At 61.8% G+C, this 24,126-nt stretch carries 26 protein-coding genes; 12 read left to right on the top strand and 14 right to left on the bottom strand.

What is annotated here, in order from left to right; all coding sequences use genetic code 11:
• Positions 1-90: 90 nt before the first annotated feature.
• Positions 91-1,329, top strand: coding sequence for an HNH endonuclease signature motif containing protein (locus tag P0M12_RS12630; protein WP_228401621.1), 1,239 nt, complete (start codon positions 91-93; stop codon positions 1,327-1,329).
• A gap of 144 nt (positions 1,330-1,473) precedes the next feature.
• Positions 1,474-2,289 carry a siderophore-interacting protein gene (locus P0M12_RS12625; RefSeq protein ID WP_277377812.1) on the top strand — a complete coding sequence of 272 codons (816 nt, stop codon included), beginning with the start codon at positions 1,474-1,476 and terminating at the stop codon, positions 2,287-2,289.
• Positions 2,290-2,298: 9 nt separating this feature from the next.
• On the opposite strand, the gene P0M12_RS12620 is transcribed toward P0M12_RS12625, so the two are convergent.
• On the bottom strand, positions 2,299-2,478 hold the full coding sequence (locus P0M12_RS12620; RefSeq protein WP_003943560.1) for a hypothetical protein: 180 nt from the start codon (positions 2,476-2,478) through the stop codon (positions 2,299-2,301).
• Positions 2,445-2,657 carry a hypothetical protein gene (locus P0M12_RS12615; protein ID WP_047272698.1) on the bottom strand — a complete coding sequence of 71 codons (213 nt, stop codon included), beginning with the start codon at positions 2,655-2,657 and terminating at the stop codon, positions 2,445-2,447. The genes P0M12_RS12620 and P0M12_RS12615 overlap by 34 nt, the downstream gene beginning before the upstream one ends.
• A gap of 161 nt (positions 2,658-2,818) precedes the next feature.
• Here P0M12_RS12615 and P0M12_RS12610 point away from each other — a divergent pair, with 161 nt between their 5' ends.
• Positions 2,819-3,775 carry a proline dehydrogenase family protein gene (locus P0M12_RS12610; RefSeq protein ID WP_277377811.1) on the top strand — a complete coding sequence of 319 codons (957 nt, stop codon included), beginning with the start codon at positions 2,819-2,821 and terminating at the stop codon, positions 3,773-3,775.
• A 61-nt stretch (positions 3,776-3,836) separates the two neighbouring features.
• On the opposite strand, the gene P0M12_RS12605 is transcribed toward P0M12_RS12610, so the two are convergent.
• The 3 genes from P0M12_RS12605 to P0M12_RS12595 form a co-directional block, all read right to left on the bottom strand.
• On the bottom strand, positions 3,837-4,280 hold the full coding sequence (locus tag P0M12_RS12605; protein ID WP_003943564.1) for an SRPBCC family protein: 444 nt from the start codon (positions 4,278-4,280) through the stop codon (positions 3,837-3,839).
• Between the two features lie 3 nt (positions 4,281-4,283).
• Positions 4,284-5,837, bottom strand: a complete 1,554-nt coding sequence (locus P0M12_RS12600; protein WP_276117196.1) for a succinic semialdehyde dehydrogenase — start codon at positions 5,835-5,837, stop codon at positions 4,284-4,286.
• A gap of 78 nt (positions 5,838-5,915) precedes the next feature.
• Positions 5,916-7,232 carry an MFS transporter gene (locus P0M12_RS12595; RefSeq protein ID WP_030536659.1) on the bottom strand — a complete coding sequence of 439 codons (1,317 nt, stop codon included), beginning with the start codon at positions 7,230-7,232 and terminating at the stop codon, positions 5,916-5,918.
• Positions 7,233-7,303: 71 nt separating this feature from the next.
• Here P0M12_RS12595 and P0M12_RS12590 point away from each other — a divergent pair, with 71 nt between their 5' ends.
• Together P0M12_RS12590 and P0M12_RS12585 are read left to right on the top strand one after the other, a co-directional pair.
• Positions 7,304-8,275, top strand: coding sequence for a helix-turn-helix domain-containing protein (locus P0M12_RS12590; protein WP_158170493.1), 972 nt, complete (start codon positions 7,304-7,306; stop codon positions 8,273-8,275).
• A gap of 30 nt (positions 8,276-8,305) precedes the next feature.
• A complete protein-coding gene (locus tag P0M12_RS12585; protein WP_003943558.1) occupies positions 8,306-8,683 on the top strand; it encodes a DUF5313 family protein in 378 nt (125 codons plus the stop codon).
• A 7-nt stretch (positions 8,684-8,690) separates the two neighbouring features.
• Here P0M12_RS12585 and P0M12_RS12580 read toward each other — a convergent pair whose 3' ends face one another.
• A complete protein-coding gene (locus P0M12_RS12580) occupies positions 8,691-10,418 on the bottom strand; it encodes an oleate hydratase (RefSeq protein ID WP_073512952.1) in 1,728 nt (575 codons plus the stop codon).
• 46 nt (positions 10,419-10,464) lie between these two features.
• Positions 10,465-11,391 carry a TetR family transcriptional regulator gene (locus P0M12_RS12575; protein WP_192712824.1) on the bottom strand — a complete coding sequence of 309 codons (927 nt, stop codon included), beginning with the start codon at positions 11,389-11,391 and terminating at the stop codon, positions 10,465-10,467.
• Between the two features lie 115 nt (positions 11,392-11,506).
• Between P0M12_RS12575 and P0M12_RS12570 the strand changes: the two genes are divergently transcribed.
• The 3 genes from P0M12_RS12570 (at position 11,507) to P0M12_RS12560 (ending at position 15,933) form a co-directional block, all read left to right on the top strand.
• Positions 11,507-12,460, top strand: coding sequence for a cyclase family protein (locus P0M12_RS12570; RefSeq protein WP_003943547.1), 954 nt, complete (start codon positions 11,507-11,509; stop codon positions 12,458-12,460).
• Complete coding sequence (locus P0M12_RS12565; RefSeq protein ID WP_277377810.1) at positions 12,457-14,106, top strand: long-chain fatty acid--CoA ligase; 1,650 nt, start codon at positions 12,457-12,459, stop codon at positions 14,104-14,106. The genes P0M12_RS12570 and P0M12_RS12565 overlap by 4 nt, the downstream gene beginning before the upstream one ends.
• A 378-nt stretch (positions 14,107-14,484) precedes the next feature.
• Positions 14,485-15,933, top strand: coding sequence for a histidine-type phosphatase (locus P0M12_RS12560; protein ID WP_209910734.1), 1,449 nt, complete (start codon positions 14,485-14,487; stop codon positions 15,931-15,933).
• On the opposite strand, the gene P0M12_RS12555 is transcribed toward P0M12_RS12560, so the two are convergent.
• Positions 15,879-16,262, bottom strand: coding sequence for a helix-turn-helix transcriptional regulator (locus P0M12_RS12555; protein ID WP_143542652.1), 384 nt, complete (start codon positions 16,260-16,262; stop codon positions 15,879-15,881). The two genes, P0M12_RS12560 and P0M12_RS12555, sit on opposite strands and share 55 nt — an antisense overlap.
• Before the next feature lie 152 nt (positions 16,263-16,414).
• Positions 16,415-16,873 carry a hypothetical protein gene (locus P0M12_RS12550; protein ID WP_003943607.1) on the bottom strand — a complete coding sequence of 153 codons (459 nt, stop codon included), beginning with the start codon at positions 16,871-16,873 and terminating at the stop codon, positions 16,415-16,417.
• Between the two features lie 171 nt (positions 16,874-17,044).
• On the opposite strand from P0M12_RS12550, the gene P0M12_RS12545 reads away from it, so the two are divergent.
• Entirely contained in the window at positions 17,045-17,941 is an 897-nt protein-coding gene (locus P0M12_RS12545; protein WP_003943533.1) for an oxygenase MpaB family protein, read from the top strand.
• A 56-nt stretch (positions 17,942-17,997) separates the two neighbouring features.
• Here P0M12_RS12545 and P0M12_RS12540 read toward each other — a convergent pair whose 3' ends face one another.
• On the bottom strand, positions 17,998-18,462 hold the full coding sequence (locus P0M12_RS12540) for a GNAT family N-acetyltransferase (RefSeq protein ID WP_003943603.1): 465 nt from the start codon (positions 18,460-18,462) through the stop codon (positions 17,998-18,000).
• Between the two features lie 148 nt (positions 18,463-18,610).
• On the opposite strand from P0M12_RS12540, the gene P0M12_RS12535 reads away from it, so the two are divergent.
• Positions 18,611-19,186, top strand: coding sequence for a hypothetical protein (locus P0M12_RS12535; protein ID WP_277377807.1), 576 nt, complete (start codon positions 18,611-18,613; stop codon positions 19,184-19,186).
• Between the two features lie 10 nt (positions 19,187-19,196).
• On the opposite strand, the gene P0M12_RS12530 is transcribed toward P0M12_RS12535, so the two are convergent.
• From P0M12_RS12530 to P0M12_RS12520, 3 genes are read right to left on the bottom strand one after another with little or no spacing between them, the layout of a single operon-like run.
• Entirely contained in the window at positions 19,197-20,141 is a 945-nt protein-coding gene (locus P0M12_RS12530; RefSeq protein WP_050794040.1) for a tyrosine-protein phosphatase, read from the bottom strand.
• A gap of 51 nt (positions 20,142-20,192) precedes the next feature.
• Positions 20,193-21,356 (bottom strand): hypothetical protein, encoded by a 1,164-nt coding sequence (locus P0M12_RS12525; RefSeq protein ID WP_277377805.1) that lies wholly within the window; start codon positions 21,354-21,356, stop codon positions 20,193-20,195.
• Positions 21,353-22,561, bottom strand: coding sequence for a phosphotransferase family protein (locus P0M12_RS12520; protein ID WP_065352822.1), 1,209 nt, complete (start codon positions 22,559-22,561; stop codon positions 21,353-21,355). Before P0M12_RS12520 ends, P0M12_RS12525 begins: the two co-directional genes overlap by 4 nt.
• A 124-nt stretch (positions 22,562-22,685) precedes the next feature.
• Here P0M12_RS12520 and P0M12_RS12515 point away from each other — a divergent pair, with 124 nt between their 5' ends.
• Both P0M12_RS12515 and rraA read left to right on the top strand, forming a co-directional pair.
• The gene (locus tag P0M12_RS12515; protein WP_277377803.1) at positions 22,686-23,309 is read left to right on the top strand and encodes a TetR/AcrR family transcriptional regulator; all 624 of its coding nucleotides are present in this window, start codon (positions 22,686-22,688) and stop codon (positions 23,307-23,309) included.
• A 30-nt stretch (positions 23,310-23,339) separates the two neighbouring features.
• Complete coding sequence (rraA, locus tag P0M12_RS12510) at positions 23,340-23,816, top strand: ribonuclease E activity regulator RraA (RefSeq protein ID WP_003943552.1); 477 nt, start codon at positions 23,340-23,342, stop codon at positions 23,814-23,816.
• 15 nt (positions 23,817-23,831) lie between these two features.
• Here rraA and P0M12_RS12505 read toward each other — a convergent pair whose 3' ends face one another.
• The gene (locus P0M12_RS12505) at positions 23,832-24,059 is read right to left on the bottom strand and encodes an RNA-binding S4 domain-containing protein (protein WP_003943569.1); all 228 of its coding nucleotides are present in this window, start codon (positions 24,057-24,059) and stop codon (positions 23,832-23,834) included.
• Positions 24,060-24,126: the final 67 nt, after the last annotated feature.

Here is a 24,126-nt window from a genome sequence, read left to right as displayed (position 1 = left end):
TTTGCCCGAATTGTCGAAAGTAGCTGGACAGCAGCAATTTTCGCTCGCAATTCTATTGTGTTCGAAACTTTGTTCGATTAGACTTTGGGCATGGACAGTCGGGAAGCGTGGCAGCTGGATGGCGAGGGCCTCAAGAGTGAGGTTCTCGATCTGGTGCGTGTCCGGCACGAGTTGCAGTCGCGGTTGGTGTTGCTGATCGTGGAGATGTTTTCCCGGGAGGTTCTCGGTGGGAAGGGTTTTCGGGCGATCGCGCAATGGCTGCACGGTTCGACGAATCTGGAGATCGGTGAGTGCAGTCTGCTGGTCGGGTTGGCGCGGTTGCTGATGCTCGAACCCGTTGTCGGCGATGCGTTTCACCGCGGTGACGTTGATGCGTTGAAAGCCCGTCAGGTGGCGTCGTTCTGTCAGCATCCACCGAAGAACATGACGCCGGCGGATGTGGACAAGGCCCGCGGGATTCTGCTTGGCCTGGCGTCGAAGAACATTGCTGATTGTGATGCGGTGCGGGCGGCGATCCGCCGGATCGAGAAGCAGTACGGCAAACGCGAAGACGGCGTCCCGGTCGGTGAGGATTCCGAACGTAACGAGTTCTACGCCTCGAAAGGCCTGTACGGGCGCGTGTCGGTGAAGGGTGATCTGGATGCGGTGAACGGGGCCCGTCTGATCACGTTGTTGTCGAGTCTGTCGGCTCCGACACCGGAGAAGGACGGGGTCAAGGACACCCGCACGCCGGCGCTACGGCGGGCGGACGGGTTTTGCGAACTACTGCGGCGGTATGAGCGGGCGGGGTTGGGTCCGATCGAGGGCGGGGTGAAACCGCACATCACGGTGACTGCGTCGGCGAAAGACATGACCGACCTCAAAGCAATGAAGGATATGTTGCCGTCGACTCAGGAACTGGGTTTCGCGTGGACGGATTGGGTGGGCCCGATCAGTATCGACACTGCCCGGATGTTGGCCTGCGATTGCACGGTCACGCGAATTTTGTTGGATGAGAATGGTGTTCCGCTCGACTGCGGTAAGGAAGCGAGAACGGCGACGGTGCCGCAGCGGCGAGCGTTGGCGGTTCGTGATGGCGGGTGTGCGTTTCCCGGGTGCGGAACTCCGTCGGGGTGGTGCGATGCCCATCATATTGTTCACTGGAACGATGGTGGCCCAACAGATCTCGACAACCTGATCTTGTTGTGCGGTCATCACCACCGGACGCTGCACCACACGGAGTGGCGGGTGGAGATCGGCCCGGATCGGAAATCGGTGTTCTATCCACCGATGTCGGTTGATCCGTATCAACAGCCGATCGGCGGGAACAGCCCACCGACAGCGGCGTGAACCGACATAACTGAAAAGGCCAGCGTGTGCACCGGGGAAGAATCATGCCCCGGGGCATACGCTGGCCTTTTCGGCTGCGCTCGATGTCCGTCTTGCGACAGCATCTGTCTCCACTTCGACACGCCGGACCCATAGGGTCGAGGCATGTCTTTCTGCGAACCCGCCCGCGTTGTCACCGTCACGTCCCTGACCCCGCACATGCGGCGAATCAGCATCGAGGCAGAAGGCAACTGGCACTGGCCGACCGGCGGACAAGGCGACGAGCGCATCGACATCGCGTTCCCGAAACCCGGTGAAACAGAAGCAGATTACGACTACTTCAACAATCCCGACTACGGCAAGGCCGATCTCGGAACCGAGCCACCGTGGCGGCACTACACCGTGCGCAAGGTGCACGACGGCGGCCGACGTCTGGACATCGACTTCGTCGTGCACCCTGGCGGTATTGCAGCGGATTGGGCCCTGCGGGCCGAACCAGGTCACCTACTAGGCGTCTTCTGGTCGGACAGTTCGCGGTCCCACTACCAAGCACCGGCGGGTCCTCGCTGGCAGCTGCTGGTCGCAGACGCCACGGGTCTCCCCGGACTGGGCAGGATTGTCGAAGAACTTCGAAAGGGCGATGTCGCACAGGCGATCATCGAGGTCGAAACCGAAGAGGATCGACAGGAATTTGTCACTCGCGGCGACGTCACGTACACGTGGCTCGTGGGGAGTGGCCTCGGAAAGGCGCCGAGCGCACTGTTCGAGGCTGTGGAGAAGGTCGAGTTTCCCGAATCCGAATCGGCCGACATCTACGCGTGGGTGGCGTGCGAAAGCGCAACAAGCCGTCGCATTCGTAAGCATCTGAGGGAAGTTCGAGGAATTGCTCGCGACAAGCACAATGTTGTCGGGTACTGGCGAGAGGGCGCCGACGGCCACGTTTCCGGCATGAACAGCGAGGAAGTCACCGTCGGCGCCTGAGCGCCGTGATCACTCTGCCGGCAGCGTGTCGGTAGATTCTGTGTGAGCCTGCTGCGCGTCAGCCGACTTTTCCGCCAGCATCTCGAACAGTGCTCGGCGCGCCTCGGCGAGAATTGCCTCGGCCTTGGCTACCTGCTCAGCGGTCCCACCTGCGGCTACCGCGACAGCGGCACCTCGGAGTAGGCCCATCGCGGGACGGAGCGCTGCGCCTGCTTCACCGAAGTGAGGCCGACCGTGTCCGCGCTGGTCAAGTCGACCGCGCCGGCCTTCGGGGCGTCCTTCTGCTCGGTCTTCGAAGCGACCCTCGGGTCGCTCGCCCTCGAATCCTCGACGGAAACCGTGTCCACGATGCGGGCCTCGGCGGCCATGCTCGCGACGTTCTTGCATTTCTGGGTTGTTGTGTGGGGCGTACATGTTGTCCTCCTGGACTGTCTGTGTTTGTTTGACGTATCGACGATATATCGACAATAGATCGAACGCAAGGGTTCGTAGAATAATTCCCGCACCCTCGTCCGGATACGCTGAAGCCGTGAACACGGATCTACAAGCCCAGGCCGCGGACGTCCTACGCCGCCTCGCACTCGACGAATCCCTGAAAGAACGCACCATGGCGGACGCCGCGACGGCAGCACTCGCACGGAAAGTCGCCGCTCGCTACATCGGCGGCGAAACCATCGACGACGCTTTCGACCGACTCCCCTCGATCTTCGCGCGAGGACACAAGGCGAGCATCGAATACACCGGAGAAAGCGTCCGGGATCCCGAACTCGCGAACGCCGAAACCGATGTGTTCGTGGAATTGGCGGAACGGATCGGCACCTCGGGCGTCGACAGCACCGTGTCGTTCGACCTCTCGCACATCGGCTTGGTCATCGATCCGGAGCAGTGCTTTCGCAATGTCGTGCGCCTGGCCGAGACCACGGAACGCGCCGGTGCCGAGCTGATCATCTCCGCCGAAGCGTCCGACCGCACCGACCTGGTCCTCGACATGCACGCGCGACTGGCCGAGCGGTTCACTCACGTGGGGATCACCGTTCAGGCCCGACTGCACCGGACCGCAAAGGATCTCGCCGCTCTGCTGGACCGACCCGGCCGCATCCGTCTCGTGAAGGGCGCCTTCCTCGAAGCCGAATCCGTCGCCTACCCGCGCGGTAGTGCCGAACTGCGAAGCGCGTATCTCAACTACGCAGCCCGAATCGTCGAATCGGGTCACCAGGTTTCCATCGCGACACATGACCGCGACATCCTCGAAGCACTACGCGCCGAGCATGATTCGAAGCTCAGAGGCGAGCACGTCGAGTTCGAGATGCTGCTCGGCCTCGGCACCGAGCAACTGGACGCACTCCGAGGAGCAGGCTTCACCACACGCGAATACGTCATCTTCGGAACACAGTGGTGGCTGTACGTACTCAATCGCATCGCCGAAGAACCGGAGCGTGTCTACACCGCGCTCATCGACGCTGCGCTCATCAGCACTGCAAACTAGATCTCCAACAACAGAAGTGGGGCCACACTCGAATCGAGTGCAGCCCCACTTGTGTCAGTTTCTAGCTCTCCAGAAACGCCTTGATGCGCGCCAGAGTAGTTTCCATTCCGGTCTGCATCAGCTGATCTCGACCCCGACCGAGTAGGCCGCTACCCGACATCATGCGCACGTAAAGCGCAGGCGTCGCATAGATCTCACGAGTCTCGGTAAGCACGGTGCCCGTTCCCGAAGGCTCGAGCACAAAGGTCCACCGCGCTTTCGGCTCGTCCGATTCGAAGGAGAACCTCCGGCAGTCGACCACGTCGACCACCGTGCAGTGCGTGCTCCACCGAATCAGACCATGCTTGTTGGTGCCCTTGAACTTTGCACCCACAGTGCCCGGAGTTCCGGAAGTCCATGTTCCACCGGTGTTTTCAGGACTGAAGCGACCCATACCTTCGATGTCGCTGACAACCTTCCACACCGATACCGGCGTTGCCTCGATGTACGCGCTGGCGGTTTCCACCCGTTACCGGCCCGGAACCCAGGACATGATCTTGATGGCGTGAGGCATGAGCTTTGCCCACACCTTGGCCGGAAGTCCGCGCGGTCCACCGAGATTCATGACGCGAGTGGTGGCAACGGTCTGCGGTTCGGTGTACTTGATCAGACCCTCCGCGCCGTGACGACGACCGACGCCCGAGACACCCATGCCACCCATCGGTGCTGCGGTGCTGCCCCAGGTGGGTGCGTAACCCTCGTCGACGTTGACGGTGCCGGCGTGGATGCGCGCTGCGATGGCTTCACCGGCAGCCTTGCTTCCCGCCCACACACTGGCGTTGAGGCCGTACTCGGTGTCGTTGGCCGCAGCGATGGCCTCTTCGACGTCCTTGACGGGGTAGATCGAGACGAGCGGCCCGAAGGTCTCGTCGCGGTAGCACTCGGCGTCTTCGGGAACCCCGGTGAGCAGGGTGGGCTCGTAGAACAGCGGTCCGATGTCCGGGCGGGCCTTGCCACCGGCAATGACGGTGGCGCCCTTGACCACTGCGTCGTCGACATGAGCGGAGATTGCCTTGACCTGCGCCTCGGAGACGAGGCTGCCCATCTCGATTCCGAATTCGTATCCGGCGGCGAGGTTCATCTTCTTGACGCGGTCACCGAACATGCGGATGAACTCGGGTGCGATGGACTCTTCGACGTAGATGCGCTCGATGGAGATGCACAGCTGACCGGAGTTGGAGAAGCACGCACGCACAGCGGCGTCGGTGACCTCGCGCAGGTCTGCGCCGGCCGCGACGATCATCGGGTTCTTGCCACCGAGTTCGGCGGAGAAGCCGATCAGTCGACGGCCGGCCTGCTCGGCGAGGAGCTGACCGGTCGCGGTGGAACCGGTGAACATGAGGTAGTCGGTGTTCTCGACCAGGGCGGTGCCGACGACGGAGCCCGGCCCGGGAACCACGGCGAAGAGGTCGCGAGGCAGACCCGCCTTGTAGAGCAGTTCGACGCAGGCGAGCGCGCAGTACGGCGTCTGGCTGTCCGGCTTGAGGACAACGGCGTTACCGGCGAGCAGCGCGGCGATGGCGTCGGACACGGCCAGCGTCATCGGGTAGTTCCACGGCGAGATGACGCCGACGACACCCTTGGGCTGGTAGCGGACGACGGTCTTCGTCAGGCCCGGGAGCATGCCGGAGACGCGACGCGGGCGCAGCAGCTTCGGCGCCACACGTGCGTAGTGACGCGACGTCATCGAGATGTCGAGGACTTCTTCCTGAGCTGCGGTACGCGACTTTCCGGTCTCGGCCTGAGCCATGTCCATGAGGGCGTCGCGGTTCTCGAGGATGAGATCGCGGTAGCGGTGGAAGACGGCAGCGCGGTCGAGGACGGAGCGCTTGGCCCATTCCTTCTGGGCGACGCGGGCACGGGCGATGGCCGCAAGTGCGTCGTCGGCGGTGCCAACGGGGATGGCCGCCAGCTCCTTGCCGGTGAACACCTCGGTGATGGACTTCGTCGGGCGATCGGCAACATTGTCGATGGCGATCAGATCGGCGAGCCGCGAGAAGGTCGCAGCGGACGGAGCAGGCATTTCAGTACCCCTACTGGTGAGTAGTTCTTGGAGTTACACACAACTTACCCCGTCGGTGGTACCGATCACAGTGCCGAATCAGACAGAGTCAACCAATACTGCCTCTTTCGGACGTTTTGCGATCAACAACGACATGACTGCAGCGATCGCGCAGAGCGCGCCGGCCACCAAGAAGGCAGCGTCGTACGAGCCGATCTGATCACGAACGAGACCGGCCAAGAAGGCCACCAGACCCGCACCGATCTGGTGCGATGCCAGCACCCAACCGAACACGATGGGGGCGTCGGCGCCGAAGTGTTGACGGCACAGCGCGACGGTCGGCGGAACCGTCGCCACCCAATCGAGCCCGTAGAAGATGACAAACGCGATCATCGGCGGATTCACGGTGTTGGCGAGCAGCAGCGGCAGGAAGAGCAGCGAGATTCCGCGGAACAGGTAGTAGATGCCGAGAAGTTTTCGCGAGTCCATGCGGTCGGTGAACCAACCCGAAGCAATGGTGCCGACCATGTCGAGGATTCCGATCAACGCCAACAGGGACGCGGCAGTCGTGATCGGCATTCCGTGGTCGTGCGACGCCGGGACGAAGTGCGTGCCGATCAGGCCGTTGGTGCTCGCGCCGCAGATCGCGAAGGTACCGGCGAGAAGCCAGAACACCTTGGTCTTCGACGCCATCACCAGCACCGAGATCGCCCGGCCTCCGGCACCGCCGCGCTGGTAGACAGGCTTGGCTGGTGGGGCGTAATCGGCGGGCGCGCCGTACGGCGTCGTACCCACGTCTGACGGATAGTTACGCAGGAACAGCAGAACGAACGGCACAACGGCCAGTGCGGCAAACGAAACTGTGAAGGCGACGCTCTTCCAGTCGTACGTTTCGGCGATCTTCGCCAGGACCGGAAGGAACACCAGCTGACCGGCAGCACCACCGGCCGTCAGGATGCCGGTCACGAGACCACGCTTCTCGACGAACCAGCGATCGACGACGGTGGCGACAAACGCCAGCGCCATCGAACCGGTACCGAGACCGACGAAGACACCCCACAGCAGAATGAGCTGCCAACTCGAGGTCATGAAGATCGTGAGACCACTGCCGAGCGAGATGAGCGCCAACGCCGAAGTGACAACCGCCCGGATGCCGAACCTTTCCATCAGGGCAGCAGCGAACGGCGAGGTCAACCCGTACAGGATCAGGTTGACCGAGACGGCGGCCGAGATGCTGGCGCGCGACCACCCGAAATCCTCGTGCAGTGGATCGATCAGCACGGATGGGGCAGCGCGGAAGCTCGCCGCTCCGACCAACGCCAGAAATGCCACGATCGCGACGGACCACGCGCGGTGAAAGCGCGGCGGGCTCACCTGCTGTTGGCCTGATTCGGGGAGAGCGGTCTCAGAAGTCACAGAGAGAATTCTGCAGTTCGGATTCGATCGAGAACAGTGGCCAGATTGCCAATATATGAAAGGATCGAGCCATGTCTGGTCCGCATCGCGTCGTCGTACTGGCTCTTAACGGAGTCATACCCTTCGAACTCGGGATCCCCGCGCGCATCTTCGGGCGTGCCCTCGACGTCGAGGATCGGCCGCTGTACGAGATCCTGACGTGCACAATCGACGGCAATCCCGTGCGGACCGACGCTGACTTCAGCATTTCGGTCGACCATGGGAGCGAGTTGCTCGCCACCGCCGACACCGTCGTCATCCCCGCGTCGTACGAGTTGGGTCCGGCCTACGAAGACGGCTACCTCTCCCCCGAGTTGGCCGCAGCTTTCCAACACATCCGGCCGGGCACTCGGCTGGTCTCGATCTGCACCGGGTCGTACATCCTCGCCGCGGCGGGTTTGCTCGACGGACTCCGCGCCACGACGCACTGGCGCAACACCGACCATTTCCAGCGTGTCTATCCCAAGGTGAACGTGGATCCGGACGTGCTGTTCGTCGACGAAGGCCACATCCTGACCTCGGCCGGGGTGGCGTCGGGAGTTGACCTCTGCCTGCATATCGTCAGGCGTGACCACGGCATGGAAGTGGCGAACACCGTCGCGAGGCGTTGCGTCGTACCGCCGTGGCGCGACGGTGGCCAAGCTCAGTACATCCGACGCCCCCTGGCCGACAAGCCTTCGGAATCGACTGCCGACGCTCGGCACTGGGCCCTCGAACATCTCGACGACCCGATCACCCTGGCGGACCTGGCGACGCGCGCCAACATGAGCGTCCGCACGTTCAGCCGTCGATTCCGCGACGAAGTCGGAACCACACCGAACCGCTGGTTGACCAGCAGACGCGTCGATCGGGCGCGGGAACTACTGGAGGAATCCGATCTGTCGATCGATGCGATTGCTGCTCGAACCGGCTTCGGGACTGCGACATCCATGCGTCAACACATGAACGAGGCCCTCGGCGTTTCACCGAGCGCCTACCGACGCACGTTCAAGGCACCGGTGTAAGCGGCAGTACCAGGCACTATCCTGGATGCCATGGCCGAACAGACTCGCCCGAACTTTCCTCAGTACTGCGGATACCTCCTGGGGAAGACGCTCCCCGACCGGTATCAGGACTGGGTACGGAACGATCTCGTCGGCCCGGGCGCCCAGGCCCGCTACATCATCCGCTTCACCGTGCCGGCGACGCTGATCCTTCTGCTGTTCCTCTTGATCCCGGGACCGATCTGGATTCCCTTGGCCATGATGGCCTTGTTGCTCATCCCGCTCGCGTACTTCGTCGTGGCGCTCGGGACCATCTACCGCCGTCACCGCCTGCTGAGCCACGGACTCGATCCCGAACTGCTCGACGAGAAGGCCCAGCGCCGTGCCGATCGCACTCGCGAGGACTACGAGAAGCGGCACGGTCGCTGAGCACCCCTCAGCGGAACATCGTCACTGCGGCCTTGGCGAGGACCTTCGGATCCTTCTCATAGTGATGCATCTTGGTGAGCTTGTCTTCCGGAATCCCCAGGAACTTGTAGACGGCTACCTGAGCACAGCGCACCGAGTACTGCTCGGTGAACACCATGTCGAACGGCAGCTCCGCGAACTGACTGATGAACGCCAGGTTCTTGGAGTGCTTCGGCACCACCAGCGGCCGGTCGCCGACGGCGCGCCGATTGAACAGCGCACTGGCGTAAGGCATATGGCTGGGAATCGAATTCACGACGCTGTCCATAATCTCTTGTCGACGCGCGGCGAGCGCACCGCTCTCGTCGAGCGCCTCGAGGTGTCCGAGCGTCTCTTCCAGCATTTCCCGCCCGGTCATCTCGATGAACGGCTTCTTCACGTAGTCGCCGTCCTTGCGCGGGAACAGACAGTAACCCCAGAAGACTCCTTCGTTCTCCTTCTGCGCGTGGTAGTGCGGCTGATGGTGGACCACGATCGAGAGAAGCACGTTCGAGTCCACGAATGTGTTGAGCGCATTTCCGGGGAGCTGCTTGGTGATTCGGGAAATCTCGTTGATGAGCTCGTGTGACGAAGTGGTGACGGTGAAGCTGGTCCACTCACTCTGCGCCCGGTCCCCGAAGAACTTGTCGGGATTCCCGAGATCGTAGAAATGCTCGGTGGCCTGCTTCCACAGCAGCGCACTCGGTGCGTATCTCATGTCTTCGACGATCGGGGTATCCAGATCGCCGATCGAAGAACTGTCGGTGATGCTGCCGTTGGTGTCGAAGACGAAATCGCCCTCCGCCACGTCGATTCGGCCCTTCTCACCGGTGCGGACGTTTTCGTAATCGAGTCCCGTCACGATGATCTCGTCTCGTAGCGGGGTGTCCTTGAACACGAACTCCGTGATCTTCAGTTCGTTGACGAACTTCACGCCCTTGCCTTCGAGGAAGGCCCGCATCGGCAAGATGATGCTCTCGTACTGGTTGTACGGGGATCTGGTGACACCGGCAAGAGTTTGAATGCGACTGAACTCGAGAATCATTCGGTTCATGTACCGGCGCAGCTCCATCGCCGAACTCACCCGCTTGAAAGCAAATGTGGTCTCCCACATGTACCAGAAGTTGGTGGTGAAGAAGTGCGGAGTGTCCTCGAACCACTGCTCGATACTGATGTCGTCGAGTTTTGCCTCGTCCGACTCCGGCATCGTCATCAGCTTCGTCAACAAGTACCGATCCTTGTTGTCGAATTGCATGTGCTTGTAGTCGTTTTCACCCTTGTTGCGAATGCCGTCGCGATCGATCAATCGTGCGACGTCGTGCGTTGGATGCGCGTGGTCGAAATCGAGAATGTCATCCGTCACCGATTTTCCCGGGTTGTCCAGCGACGGAACCACACTCAGCACGTCCCAGAGGTTCTCATAGGTCTCCTCGTTGAGCATGCGACCGCCACGATTGATGAAGCCCGCGTCGTTGCCCAGCTCGCGATGACCGTACTGGTGCTGGAAGGTAGCGGCAGATTCGCCGTCGTTCGCTCCATGCATGTCCAGCCCCATGATGGTGATGTCCTCACCGCTCCACTCACCGTCTCGAATCAAATAGACGGCAGCCGAGAGGTTTCCGATGCCGGCACCGATCATGTAGGCCTTGTGAGACAGCTTGGAAGACATTGGGTTTCGTTCCTTACTCGAGTCGCGGTACGGATACCTTCCAAGCATGGACCCCTTTGCCCGCTGGCGCATCACCCGAACCGGATGACGTCCGTCACGGTCGCTGAAGGCGCACCAGATCCAGTGCAAAACGCGCGTAGTCGCGTGCAATTTCCTCGGGCGTTTGTGGTCCGCTCGGCCGATACCATTGCGCGACAGAGACACACATCACGACGATTGCACGCGCGGCCTGTCGCGGCCGATCCGTCCCGAACACACCGGCAGCGATTCCGTCGTCGACCTGCTTCGTCATCAACCATTGCTGGTAGTTGCGTGATTCCGTGATGCGCAACCTGTTCTCGGCTGTGAGACTGCGCATTTCGCTGGCGCCGAGGAATCCTTGATCACGCCGATAGATATGGAACAAGGTCACACATTCGACGAGGAAAGCCAGCCTTTCGGAGGGACTTTCGCCCTCGTCGATAGCCGCCAACGATCTCGTGTTCAGTTCAGCCATGGTGAGGTCGAGAATTTCGGCCAACATCTGTTGCTTGCTGGAATAGTGGTGATACAGACCCGGAACACTCATCTGCGCACGTTTGGCGATCTCACGCATCGCAGCGCCGTGATATCCGGTCTTCACCATCTCCGCGAGCGCGGCCGCCAACACCGGATCGAACGAACTCGGGCCGAACCTTCGCCACTCGTTCGGGCGAAAATGTGCGTTCGGGTCGGCGTCGTCGCCTCCCCATCGTGGCTGTTCTGGCGGACGCACTATCGCAGCCGGGAGCAGAGCGTCGAAACGCACTCCGAGAATCCCGCCGATTGCCGCCAACCTGTCGACGCTGACTCTGGTCTTTCCGGTCTCGACGGCGCTGAGGGTAGCTGCGCTGACGCCGAGACGCCTGGCCAATTCGCGCAGCGAGAGCCCACGGTGACGCCGGGCTTGCCGGATCGACGCTCCGATCAGGACGGCATTCTCGAATTCGGTCACAGTGTTCAGTATTCCCGAACATTGGATTTCCAACAATGCGATGACCACGGCAATCGGTGAACCTGTTGACTACTGATTATCGGCCTGAACATGATGTGGATCACAAAGACCCAGGTCCGCCCGAGCGATCGTTCGGTGTCGGTAGCGAGAGGATCGAATCACCATGACCGAGGCGCCATATCTTGGAGAACTCCTGCGCGACGCACCCAGCAACTGGGGCAAGTGGGGAGAGTCCGACGAGGTCGGTTCACTGAACTACCTCGACGCCGGACAGGTGCTTCGTGGCGTCGGAACCATCAAGCAGGGTTCCGTGTTCACACTCCAACGTCTTATCGGCGATCCCAAGGGTGATCCGGTGTGGCCGGGACGCAGCCCTGCCGAGCGCACACAGATCTTCGACGAGAGCAGCTGGGACGGCGACGACGCCCCCAACTTCCCCGGTGGCCTGCATTACGCGGACGACAAGATCGACGCGTTCCTGCAGGGTTCGACGCAGTACGACGCGCTCGGCCACGTCTGGTACGACGGCGCGCTGTGGAACGGATACTCCGCTGACACCACTGTCGGCGGCCTGGAGAAGGCCAGCGTCGAACCGATTGCCGACCGTGGCGTCGTCGGACGCGCAGTACTTCTCGACATGGCAAAGTTCCGCGGCAAGGAAAACCTCGACAAGGCCGAAACCTTCACGCACCATGATCTTTTGGCCTGTGCCGAAGCGCAGGGGGTCACCATCGAGAAGCGTGACATCCTCGTCATCCGCACCAACTTCCTCAAGCTGTTCTTCGACCAGGGCGAAGCCTTCTACGAGGGCTTCTGCGAGCCCGGCCTGATCTACAGCCCCGAACTCGTCCAGTGGTTCCAGGACATGGAGATCCCCAACCTTGTCACTGACACCATTGCCAACGAGGTCACCACCGACCCCGAAAACGGTGTGGCACTGGTTCTCCACAACGCATTGATGCGCAACCTCGGAGTGGTGTTCACCGAGATCTGCGATCTGGAGAAGTTGGCCGCGGACTGCGCGTCCGACGGCCAGTACACGTTCCTGTACGTCGCCGCACCGCTCAAGGTTGCCAAGGCCAGCGGCTCTCCCGTGAATCCGGTTGCCATCAAATGACATACGAAGATCGCCCTTGGTTGGCGTTGTACCGCAACGACGTTCCCCCCGACATCGACGTCGAACAGCCCACAACGCTCGAAATGTTGGCAGCGGCGGTCCGCTCTGATCCGGACGCCACGGCTGTGAAGTACTTCGACGGTCAACTCAGTTTCGCCGAACTGGATCAGCAGAGTGACGCCCTGGCCCGCGCACTACGAGCAGGTGGTCTGACGAAGGGAGACCGTGTCGCACTCTTCCTGCAGAACGTTCCGCAATTCGTGCTCGCCCTCGCCGGAATCTGGAAAGCCGGCGGCGTCGCAGTCTCGATCAATCCCATGAGCCGTGAACGAGAACTGGGATACCAACTCGAAGATTCCGGAGCAGCGGTTCTGATCGCTCTCGAGGGGCTCTACGAGTCCGTCGGCCGCAATGTCGTCTCCGACTCGCCGGTCAGGCGAGTCATCACCACCTCGGAACTCGAGTACCAAAGCCGCAACGATCCGAGGATTTTCGACGGAATCGTCAAGAAGGATCTCGGTACCGACGATCTCGCGACGCTGATCGACCAGCATCGTCTCGGCGATCCGATCACTACCGACGCTGCACCGGAAGACATTGCGGTACTGACCTATACGTCGGGAACCACAGGTCCGCCGAAGGGAGCGATGACCTCTCACGCGAACATGACCTTCAACGCCCAGGTCTACCGTGACTGGCTGGGGCTCACCCCGAAAGACACGGTTCTCGGGGTCGCACCGCTCTTCCACATCACGGGGTTGATCGGTCACATCGCGGTGTCCGTCCTGGCGAGAATGCCGCTGGTGCTGGCCTATCGCTTCCAGCCCGAGGTGATGCTCGACGCGATTCGTGAGCACCGCCCGACATTCACAGTCGGCGCCATCACTGCGTTCACCGCGCTGCTCAACACTCCGGGTTGCGCGCCGGAAGACTTCACCTCCATGCGGTTGCTGTATTCCGGCGGCGCACCCATCTCGCCGACAGCCGCCGAGGCAGTCCGCGCCATGACCGGTGCTGCGCTGCACAACATCTACGGGCTGACCGAGACCACGTCGCCCACTCACGCCGTTCCCGTCGGGGCAGATACCCCCGTCGACCCCACGTCCGGGGCACTGTCCGTCGGCGTTCCAGTACCCAACACCGTGGTCCGCATCGAAGACGAGGACGGTGCGGTCCTGCCGATCGGAGAGATCGGCGAACTGGTCGTCCGAGGTCCACAGGTGGTGCGCGGTTACTGGAACAAGCCGGAGGAGAGTGCGTCGGCCATTCGCGACGGGTGGTTCCACACCGGCGACGTGGGGTTCATGGACGAAGCCGGCTGGTTCTACGTCGTCGACCGTAAGAAGGACATGATCATCGCGTCCGGCTACAAGGTGTGGCCACGCGAAGTCGAGGACGTTCTTGCCGAACATCCCGCGGTCCGCGAGGCGGCTGTCGTCGGGATCGCCGACGAATACCGCGGTGAGACGGTGAAGGCGTTCGTCAGCCTCGTCGCGGGGGCGTCGGTGACGCCGGAAGATCTGATCGATCACTGCAAGCAGCGGATGGCGGCGTACAAGTACCCACGCTCCGTGGTGCTGGTGGAGGAACTGCCCAAGACCGTCACCGGCAAGATACTGCGACGGGAACTGCGCACGACCTCCTGATCACAGGGCAGCGGGCGGACTTCGCGGTCCGCCTGCTGTCTGATCGCGCACAGTTTCCGGTCGACCGCGCCATTGGGGTAATGGAACAGTAATATGTGCTGAGTACCCACGGACAAACGGGAGACATCAGTGAGCAAGTTCGGACGTAAGAAGCAGCCCACGCCCAAGAGCTACCAGTGGCTGGCCATGACCCTCATCGCTTTGTCGCTCTCCGTGTCGATCGGGATTGCCGCCAAACCCTCCTGAGCTCTGCGAATCCGAAACTTGTAACCCCGCGTCCATCTCCACATGGGCAAATAGGTGCAATTCGGACGCTTAGCTGTTCTAACTTTCCTTCCGTCGTGTCACCTCGGCACCGACGGAGAGGATCAACTCACCATGCGAAGCTCACGCTTCGGCGTGCTGGCCGCTGCCGGCGCTGTCGGACTAGTGCTTGTCACCAGCAGCGTCCAGTCCATCGCCACGGCGTCACCGTTCGGTTCGCTCGACGCCGGTTCGAGCTCCGGTTCGACAGAGATACCGACCGTCAGCGACGGCGGCTTCACGTCCAAGACGCCCTACACTCCCGGCCAGCGCATCGCCGACTATCAGGCGCCGCCGACGGGATACTCCCCCGTGTACACGGAAAGTGTTGCGCGCCATGGTTCCAGAGCACTGTCGAGCCTGAAGTACGACGACCTGAGCCTGCAGCTGTGGGAAATCGCCGAAGCCGAGAACGCATTGACTCCCGTCGGCAAGGAATTCGGCCCGGCCCTCCGTGATCTCATGGCCGCCAACAAGAAGCTGGGGTACGGCAACCTCAGCGGACGCGGGATCACCGAACACAGACAGCTCGGCGCGCGGGTCACTGAACGCCTCCCCCAACTGTTCGACGCCATCGCAGCGCAACAGGGCACCATCACCTTGACCTCGTCGGGTGTGGACCGTGCCGTGGACAGCGCCGAGAACTTCGCGCAAGGGCTGACCGGTGCGTTTCCAGCCGTCGCCGGCGATGTTGCACCGGTGACCACGGATGCCGACCTTCTCTACTTCCACGACTCGGATGCAAACGCCGACTACAAGGACTACGAAGAGTCCGATCCTCGACTGAAAGCCGTCGACGACCAGATCGCCGATCTTCCCCGCACCCGCGAGGTCTCGCGGCACATGATGCTCAGGCTCTACTCGGAGGACTTCGTGAACCGGCTGAGTGCGGGCGAGTTCTCACTCGTCGACCGTGGCAAGGGTTCCAGCACGATCGACAACGAAGTCGACGCCGCGTACATGCTGTACAACACGTACATCATCACTCCGGGCATGGCCGAAGAAGGCAAGTGGAATTTCGAGCGGTTCATCGAACCTGCTGACGCGCAGTGGCTCGCATACACGAACGATGCCGAGGACTTCTACGCCAAGGGCCCGGGCTTCACCGGTGAAGACGTCACCTACCGGATGGCAACTGTCCTGCGCGACGAGTTCCTGCGCGGCCTGCAGAAACATACCGGCGACGACGCCGTCCCGGGAGCGGATTTCCGGTTTGCACACGCAGAAACGATCATCCCCTTCGCAGCACTCTTGAAACTGCCGGGAAGCACCGCCTCGCAGGCGGAGGGCGACCTCTACACCTATGCGAACAACCCCTGGCGCGGATCACAGGTCAGCCCGATGGCTGCGAACGTGCAGTGGGACGTCTACGCCGGACCGGAGGGTAAGCGTCTGGTCCGAATGCTTTACAACGAGCGCGAGACAGCATTTGCTGCCCCGTGCGCTCCGGTGAGCGCCGGGAGTTTCTTCTACACGCCGGACGAACTGGCCCGCTGCCTGCCGGAGATTTCACCGGCAGCCTGAGATCCGGCAACTCGGGATCCAGCCAGCGGTCGACGAGGGCGCGCCCATACCTGGTGCAATGCCAGCATGCGCGCCTTCTCGTCGTCTTCCATCAACAAGGCGTCGCAGATCCTCACGATGACCGGAGCCGAAACACCAACGGACGTACCCTGTTCCAGCCGCTGATAGTGATTGAAACTGATGTCGGCAATCTGCGCGACATCGCGCCGACTGAGGCCGTGCATTCGGCGAGCACCCTCGCAGCGCATGCCGACCATTTCGGGCGCAAGACTGTTTCGTTTTTCGACGAGCATCTGGCTCATCAACTGACGCGCGCTCGACCCGTTCACGTCGCCACCTTTTCCATCCCTGAAATATGCTTTCACCTAACATGTTTCAGAATATGGGATGGGACGGACCCGGCGGTATCTCCGAGATGACAGATAATCACGCGATACCGCCAACCCTGTGCCCGTCCAGGCTGTGACGATCAGGCTCAAGATCAGGCTATGAACCTGCCGATCGTCGGATTCGACTGGCAGATGGGACTACTGCCCCAGTTGATCGAACCGAACGCCGTCGCAACGACATTGCCGACGCCGGTGTTCACCGTCGCGGACAGGTACGGATAGGTACCGACCAGGTCGACGATTCCGGACTTGCCCGTGTCGGTGTTGACCCACGCAACAGTCACCTGACCCGCCGCCGGGATGGGTGCAGCGGCCGGGAACGAATCGAAGCGAATGTCACCCTTGGCGATGGGCGGATTGGATTCTGGCCCGGACTGGCCGGTGAGCCCGGTCAACGAGGCCAGCGACCCCTGATTCGGACACCCGATAGTGACGGCGGCGCCGCCGAAAGGGTGGGGCGGATCAGCCGAGGCGACTCCGGCGAACATGACGCTCGCGGCAATCGGTAGTCCGATGGCCGCAAAAACCCCGGCCGTGCGTGTGACGCTCATAGCTGCTCCTCGGGTCGACAACACTTTCCGGATACCCCTGGTACAACGCCCGAAACGAAGGAAAGACGACTATTCACACCCCCTAGACAACGCGTGTTGTCAGAACTACAGTCGGTGGTGCAGCTCACACCTATCTCTGCCGCGCGCAGACCAGTCCCAGGGAGTGTTCAGATGAAGCGCTACGACCTCCGCAGTCGCACGGATCAACTCGATCCCGAAACCGATTACGAAGAGATGTCGCGCATTCTCGCGGCGCAAGAGTTTCCCTGGGACATCAATCAGGCGCTCAGCTTCGCACTGTTTCGTACATACGCTGTCCCCTCGATCGGCAAGCTCCTCTTCTCCACGGGCGAGTTCACCGACAAGGTTCAGAAGCGCTACGACGACACCAGCCTGATCCTCGACGCCATCCTCGAGCACGGCCTCAGCAGCACCGAAGGCCGCAAGAGCGTGCGTCGAATGAATCAGATGCACGGCTCGTACGACATCTCCAACGACGACATGCTCTATGTCCTGGCCACCTTCGTCGTCACGCCGGTCAGATGGCTCGACGAGTACGGCTGGCGGAAGATGACCGACAACGAGATCGTCGGGTCGACGAATTATTACCGCCACCTGGGTCGGTACATGAACATCAAAGACACGCCGGACACCTACGAGGGCTTCGTCAAACTTCTCGACGACTATGAGCGCGAACACTTTTCATTCGATCCCGGCGCCCGAGCCGTCGCTGATTCCACCCTCGACCTGATGTGCACCTTCCCGCCCAACAACCTGGCACCGAAGGCTCTGGTCAAGGGATTCGCCTTCGCTCTCATGGACGATCACCTACTCGACGCCTTCCACTACAGGCACCCGAGCACTGCGATGCGCGTCGTCTCACGCGGTGCGCTGAAGGTCCGCGCGCGCCTGCTGCGGTTCTTCCCCGTGCGTACGAAGCGGAAATTCGCCCGCGAGCTGCCCAACATCCGCAGCTACCCGAACGGTTACAAGGTCGAAGACCTCGGCACCTTCCCCACGGGATGCCCGGTCAAGCACCTGCAGGCAGACCAGCAGGCCCAAGCGTAAGCAGGTTCCCATCGTGGAGTGGTGGAACTCCTGGCACCCGGGCTGATTCGCGTTTCTCATGCCTGGGAAAGGGAAGAGCCTCGACCCGCGCGACGCAGGGTGATCAATTCATGGTTCGTCTCGGCGTCGTGTCGACGCCCCTCTTCTTCGAACTCCATCAGCGCATAGAACCTGCGGGCGCGATCGTTGAGCGTGTAGACCTCCAGTGTCACCTCGCCGTGCATGGTTGTGGCGTGTTCGACCAACGCCCGCCCGACGCCCAACCCTTGTGACGCCGGCGCGACGAACAGTCCCCCGATTTCGGAGCCGATCATTCCCAACAGTCCAACGACAGCGGAGTTGTGCTCAGCGACCCAATTGTCGGCCTGAATCAGATAGACCTCTCGCATCTTCTGCTCGCGTTCGCCCGTCCCCTCACCCGCAAGGAACGGATGGGCTTCACGGGCAGCGCGCGACCACAGGTCGACGACCACGTCCTCATCCGAGGGCTGGTAGCGGCGAATGATCAGATCCTGGTTCACAATCCGACCATACCCTCAGACATTAGAGGACTGGCTGGCGCCGAAAATGTTCAATTCGCGGATCTACGCACGACGACCCCGACGTATATCAGTGGACGATTCCGTTCGTTGCCGCTCCGCAGTTACTGCGGTGTGCAAGGGTTGTCCGATGACTGACGGTGATCCGGTAACTAAGCGCGGAGGTCCGGCATCCTGGTGGAAGGTGACAGCGATTGTCACCGCAGTGCTTGTCACTCTCACATGCGGCGTCATCGTGTGGTCCTTCATGCCGCCGGTTGTGTACTTTCCGTTCTGTGCGCTCGCAGCCTCAGTACTGCTCGGTTTGGGCGGAGTGTGGTTGATACTCAGCCTGATTGGCTGGATGAAGTACAAAACTCTGCGTTTGAGCACGATCGCGCCGGTGATCGTGCTCGTCACCGGTGCGCTCGTGACCTTGTCCGTCCCTTCGCGTGCTGCGTTTGCATTGTCGAAAGATTCGCTCGAAGCACTGGCCGCGGATTGCCAGAAGTCGATGGACAACCAAACAATTGGCGTCTACCGGGTCCTGCAGGTCTGGCCCGTCGGCAACGGGTGCCGCTTCCACATCGAGGGTGGTCTAATCGATTCGATCGGATTGGCGTACTTACCTGACGGCGCACCATATCTCGGCAAGCCCCGCCGCGACGGCGAGATCGGATACCAGGAGTTCGACGGCGACTGGTACTCGTTCGTTCAAGCGTTTTAGCAGCGAGAAACTAGCCGACCAGCTTGGCCTTCAGAAGCGCGATCGTGTCCGCAGTGAGTCCGAGACCTTCGGTGAGATAACCGTCGACGGTTCCGTAATCGCTGGCTACCTGCGCGAGTCCAGCTTCCAGGTACGAAGCGTCGACACCGAGGGCCGGCTCGAGATTGGTCGCCACCTGCGGGCTCAGGGCCTGAGAGATCTGCGCAAGGATCTTCTCGTTGGTCGCCTGAAGGTAGGTGTTGCTCAACAGATAGTCGTCCATGATCGTCTGGGCGGGGACACCGGCGATGGACTGCAGCAACATCGCGGTCCAACCCGTGCGGTCCTTGCCTGAGGTGCAATGGAACAACTGCACCCCGTCACTCGCAGCGATGTCCGAGAGGACCTGCTTGAAGCCGGCACGGCGAACGGGATCGGTGACAAAACTGCGGTTGGTGTCGACCAAGAACTGCTTGGCCTCCTCCGGCGACTTGATCGTCGTCGCGAGCTGGGTGAGATCCTTGAACTCGATGGGGATGTTCGTGTACGTCACACCGTCCGGGAGTTTGTCCGCGCCACCGATGAACGGGTTGGAGATCTCGGTTGCGCCGCGCAGGTCATAGGCGTCGGCAAGCCCGAGGCCGGTGAGTGTCGTCTTGTCTGCGTCGGTGGTAGCGGTCAGCGCATTGGACCGGTAGATGACGCCGCGCTTGAGGTGTGAGCCGTCGACGGTGGCGTATCCCCTACCGTCGTTGCCGGCAACGTCGCGAAAGTTGGCCACGGAGGCCAAATTCGGTGTCGGCGCGAGGACAGGATCGAGCGAGCCGAGATCGACCGCTCCAAGCGAGCCTGTGTTGAGAGAGCCCAGGTCGAGCGGGATTGCCGTGGCGGGAGCAGCAAACATCAGACCACCTGTAACAACTAATGCGGCGGCCTTTGCAGTGCGAGCGAACAACATTCGTGTGCGTGTGGACATGTGGCAGTGCCTCTCTCTGCAGTTTGGGATTTGTGGTGTGGTGATCTGGAGTTACGGAGCGACATCACCGATGCCGGTAAATCCGTATCGCTGGTGAGGTCCGATGACTGCTACCTCGAACAGGCCTGTCCCGGTGCGGGTTACGCCGCCCTCGACGAGGGTGAACCGAGCCAGGTTGTCGACCGGGCACAGCATCTTCTTCCACGATTCGATGTCCGAAACCTTTTCCCGCAGGCCTTGAACCACCAGTTCGCCCTGCCACATCCCGTGGCGCCAATCCTGCTCGAGTCCGTAGCCCGTGCCGACACCGATGTAGTTGGGCAGTATCGGTTCGCAGGTGATCTCCAGGATGTGGTCGGATTCGCCTGGTGCACCGGGGCGCCGGAAGTACAGAGTTCCGCTCTTCACCTCGCGAGTACCGGAAATGAACGTGAGCTGGTGGTCCGGTCGACCCAACCACTCCGGCTCGCGCGAGCGGTCCGCCCAGACGCGAGTCGCATCTTCGAGGATTCGGCGTCCCTGCTGATCTTCTTGAACGATCGTGACGATGGTGAAGTCGCCGAATTGCATGATCGAGTAAATCCAGAAGAAGTTCTGACTGCCGGCTATCGCCGGATCTGCCTTGCGTCCAGGCGGTTCCGCTTCGCCGACCGGTCGCACACCCCAGGACCGATCGCGATTACCCCGCCACGTCTCCGGGGTGACCGGGATGACGTCGCCGTCGACGGTCAGGGATCCGGACCATGTTCCGGTCTGCACGAATCGTTGCGTGTCGAAGGTGACTCGTTCGAGCTGGCGATGGAAATGTCTGGCCTCGAGATTGGCGGGGCCGTCGGACTCGAAGGTGAGGTCGAAGCTCAGGTCCGGCGCTTCGGGACTCGGGTCCAACACCACACGTAGGCGGTGCAGACCCTCGATGATTTCGATTCGCAGCGGGCCTACTGACAGGTCCATACGATCGTCACCCAAGGCTCGGGATGCCCGGAAGACAATATGGTCTTCGCCGCGCCGAAGAACCGCAAAGCCGTCGCATACACCAAGATTGGGGTACTGACCGAGACCGATGATGAGAAACAGCGGCTCGGTGTCGCCGTCGACGCCGGCATGGCAGTTGAAGTAGTAGCGGTCGTAGAAGTTTCGATCCGAGGTGCCCACGTGGCGGATGGTCTCGGCGATCTGATGTACCGGGTAGTCGTCGAGCGGGGACAGTGTCATCGTGCATCTCCTGTTGTGAGCGGGGATGTTGCGAGCGACTCCCAATAGGTGCCGTCGAGCATGGCTTCGAGTGTTTTGTGGTGCAGGATCATCTCGTCCGGGTTGTCGGGGAATTCGGCCTGACCGAAAGCCACTGCGCGGCTTTGGACTCGGAACATGATCACCGCGTGCCGCAGCGCGGCGTAAAGGATGTAGAAATCTAGATCCGCAACCTGGTGGCCGGAAAGCGAGCCGTAGGCCTCTGCCACGTCCTCGCGACGAAGGAAGTCCGGCATTCCGGGGAGTCCGGCCATGGCAGCGAGATCCTCGAAGAACCTGTGCTGGAAGATCATCCAGCCGAGGTCCAGCTCACGCGGCCCCAGTGTGGCCATCTCCCAATCGAGGACCGCCGCCGGCTCGAAGTCGCGGTAGATGACATTTCCGATCCGCGAGTCACCCCAGCAGAGCACTGCGGAACCGGCATCGACGGGAAAGTTCGCTTCGATCCAGTCGAAACCGCGCTCGATCAAAGGAGATCCTGGTCCGTCGGCTGTTGCCCACTCGTAATAGCGCCGCTGGTCCTCGAGGTGCGCGCGAAGTGCTTCTGCCCCAGTCGGTTCGGCACCATCGCGGCACAACTCGGGGAGTGCGAGGTGCGGATCGGCCATAGCGTGTAGCTCGGCGAGCACCCGGACCGATGACTGCTGGAGTCGAGAACAGTCGTCGGCCGAAGCTTCCGAGAGCCAGGATCCGAACGTGTACGGCATGACATCGGGCGGGATTTCGCCCTCACGCCGTTCCATCACGAAGAACTCGCCGCCGAGCGCGTCCGGGTTGCTCTCGGACCAGTACACCCGCGGGATCGGCACCGACGTGTGAGCGGCGACGGCGCTCATGACCCGAAACTGCTGGTCCAGGTTGTAAGACGGAAAGATCGGTACCGCACTGTCCCGCGGGGCGATACGGGCGACCAAGCGATGCTCGGCTCGAATCCCGTCCTCGATCCACGTCGCATCGAAAAGCACAGTTTCGTTGGACATGCCGTTCGCGGCCGGCACCTCGACCGAGGTCACGGAAGGTTTCGAACCTCGCCACAGCACGGTCGCGAGCCAGCCTTCGAGGCTGCGCCGCATCTCCGCCGGGTCGTTGCGGGATTCGCCGGGCCTGGCAAATTCGGCGTAGTCGGGATCTTCGCCGGAGGTTTCTGTTTCGGTTCGAAGGTTCATCACCACTCCTCGTGGTTCGGTGGCGCCGATGCGCACGTGCCGATTGTCGATACAATATGTATCGACTAAAGCCGTGACAGAATGTAACGGCCATCACAGCGATACCGCAAGGGATTTGCCCAAAATGTCCAAAGATTCCGAAACTCAGCACCGCCTGGGCCCGCAGCGAAACCCTGCAATCGACGACGCAGTACTGGACGCGACCAGGCAACTGTTGGAAGAAAAGGGGTACGCGGGCACGTCCGTCGACGCCATAGCCACGCGTGCGGGAGTAGGACGTCCAGCCATCTACCGTCGGTGGCCGTCGAAGGCACACATCGTCAACGACGCGATCTATCCCGTACTCGACGTCGAACAGGGCGCTGACATCGACACCGAACTCGGCACCGAGGGCACGATCGCGGATCAGATCCGCGCGCTGGTGCACGGCGCGGTTGCTCTGTTCGCAGCTCCCGCCACGCGAGCCGCTGCTCCCGGATTGATGGGCGAAGTGCGAACAAACGCGGAATTACGCGACGTTCTCGTGGTGCGGCAACTGGCCGGAGTCCGCGTCGAGCTGAACCGTCGACTCGAGGCGGCGAGAGAGCGCGGCGACATCCGAAGCGGCGTCGACGCCGACGCTCTTCTCGACATCATGGCGGGCGCGGCCATCTTCGCGCTGTCGGTTCGTGACGTCTCGGACCCGGGACCGTTTGCCGATTCTCTTGCCGACATAGTGCTGAACGGCATACTCCCCGACGACAACTAGGCGCCAACCTCGCCGACTATCCTGTGGGGCATGACCGAGCCTGTAGCGACCGCTGACCTTGCCGACGAGATCGGACCCGACATTCGTAGCTGCGACACGCAGTTCACCCAGTTCGGTGGACGTGAAGTCTTTGCCGGCCCCATCACCACCATCAAGTGCTTCCAGGACAACCTGCTCGTGAAGCAGACCCTCAGTGAACCGGGCAACGGCGGAGTCCTCGTCGTCGACGGTGACGCGAGCATCCACACCGCGCTGGTCGGCGACATCATTGCCGGCCGCGGCGTCGACAACGGCTGGGCCGGCGTCATCGTCAACGGAGCCGTCCGCGACTCCGCGATCCTGCGCACCCTCGACATCGGCGTCAAGGCTTTGGGCACCAACCCGCGCAAGAGCACGCAAACCGGTTCGGGCGAGAAGAACGTGCCGATCGAAATCGGCGGAGTCACCTTCAACCCCGGCGAGATCGTCTACAGCGACCAGGACGGCGTCGTCGTTCGCGAGAGCTAGTCAGAAGTCGCGGGATCAGGCGGGGGCTTCCACTTTGGCGGCCATCCCGCCGATCTCGACGACATCGCCGTCACGAAGCTGGCGGCCCCGACGATCTTCGACCTCACCGTTGACCGAAACCATGCCGTCGGCGATCACTTCCTTGGCCTCCGCGCCCGATTCGATGAGGTTCGCGAGCTTGAGAAACTGACCGAGCCGAATCATTTCGTCGCGGATGGGTACTGCTGGAATGTTGTCGGTCATGTCAATCATCTTCCTCCTCCCACAAAACTGGACACGACAGACCACACTTAGCGTGAGGATCTGATCG

Origin of the sequence: Rhodococcus sp. RCBS9, assembly GCF_029457415.1 — a bacterium.
Classification (GTDB): Bacteria; Actinomycetota; Actinomycetes; order Mycobacteriales; family Mycobacteriaceae; genus Rhodococcus_F; species Rhodococcus_F qingshengii.
Note: the sequence above shows the minus strand (reverse complement) of the source record. Positions and strands in the feature narration are given on the sequence as shown.

Coding starts and splice junctions, on each gene's coding strand:
- P0M12_RS12505 (WP_003943569.1), bottom strand. CDS start 24,059: ATGACCGACAACATTCCAGCAGTACCCATCCGCGACGAAATGATTCGG.
- P0M12_RS12530 (WP_050794040.1), bottom strand. CDS start 20,141: ATGTCCACACGCACACGAATGTTGTTCGCTCGCACTGCAAAGGCCGCC.
- P0M12_RS12630 (WP_228401621.1), top strand. CDS start 91: ATGGACAGTCGGGAAGCGTGGCAGCTGGATGGCGAGGGCCTCAAGAGT.
- P0M12_RS12525 (WP_277377805.1), bottom strand. CDS start 21,356: ATGACACTGTCCCCGCTCGACGACTACCCGGTACATCAGATCGCCGAG.
- P0M12_RS12560 (WP_209910734.1), top strand. CDS start 14,485: ATGCGAAGCTCACGCTTCGGCGTGCTGGCCGCTGCCGGCGCTGTCGGA.
- P0M12_RS12590 (WP_158170493.1), top strand. CDS start 7,304: ATGTCTGGTCCGCATCGCGTCGTCGTACTGGCTCTTAACGGAGTCATA.
- P0M12_RS12620 (WP_003943560.1), bottom strand. CDS start 2,478: ATGGGCCTACTCCGAGGTGCCGCTGTCGCGGTAGCCGCAGGTGGGACC.
- P0M12_RS12615 (WP_047272698.1), bottom strand. CDS start 2,657: ATGGCCGCCGAGGCCCGCATCGTGGACACGGTTTCCGTCGAGGATTCG.
- P0M12_RS12515 (WP_277377803.1), top strand. CDS start 22,686: ATGTCCAAAGATTCCGAAACTCAGCACCGCCTGGGCCCGCAGCGAAAC.
- P0M12_RS12535 (WP_277377807.1), top strand. CDS start 18,611: ATGACTGACGGTGATCCGGTAACTAAGCGCGGAGGTCCGGCATCCTGG.
- P0M12_RS12585 (WP_003943558.1), top strand. CDS start 8,306: ATGGCCGAACAGACTCGCCCGAACTTTCCTCAGTACTGCGGATACCTC.
- P0M12_RS12550 (WP_003943607.1), bottom strand. CDS start 16,873: ATGAGCGTCACACGCACGGCCGGGGTTTTTGCGGCCATCGGACTACCG.
- P0M12_RS12625 (WP_277377812.1), top strand. CDS start 1,474: ATGTCTTTCTGCGAACCCGCCCGCGTTGTCACCGTCACGTCCCTGACC.
- P0M12_RS12520 (WP_065352822.1), bottom strand. CDS start 22,561: ATGAACCTTCGAACCGAAACAGAAACCTCCGGCGAAGATCCCGACTAC.
- P0M12_RS12600 (WP_276117196.1), bottom strand. CDS start 5,837: ATGCCTGCTCCGTCCGCTGCGACCTTCTCGCGGCTCGCCGATCTGATC.
- P0M12_RS12545 (WP_003943533.1), top strand. CDS start 17,045: ATGAAGCGCTACGACCTCCGCAGTCGCACGGATCAACTCGATCCCGAA.
- P0M12_RS12565 (WP_277377810.1), top strand. CDS start 12,457: ATGACATACGAAGATCGCCCTTGGTTGGCGTTGTACCGCAACGACGTT.
- P0M12_RS12570 (WP_003943547.1), top strand. CDS start 11,507: ATGACCGAGGCGCCATATCTTGGAGAACTCCTGCGCGACGCACCCAGC.
- rraA (WP_003943552.1), top strand. CDS start 23,340: ATGACCGAGCCTGTAGCGACCGCTGACCTTGCCGACGAGATCGGACCC.
- P0M12_RS12580 (WP_073512952.1), bottom strand. CDS start 10,418: ATGCTTGGAAGGTATCCGTACCGCGACTCGAGTAAGGAACGAAACCCA.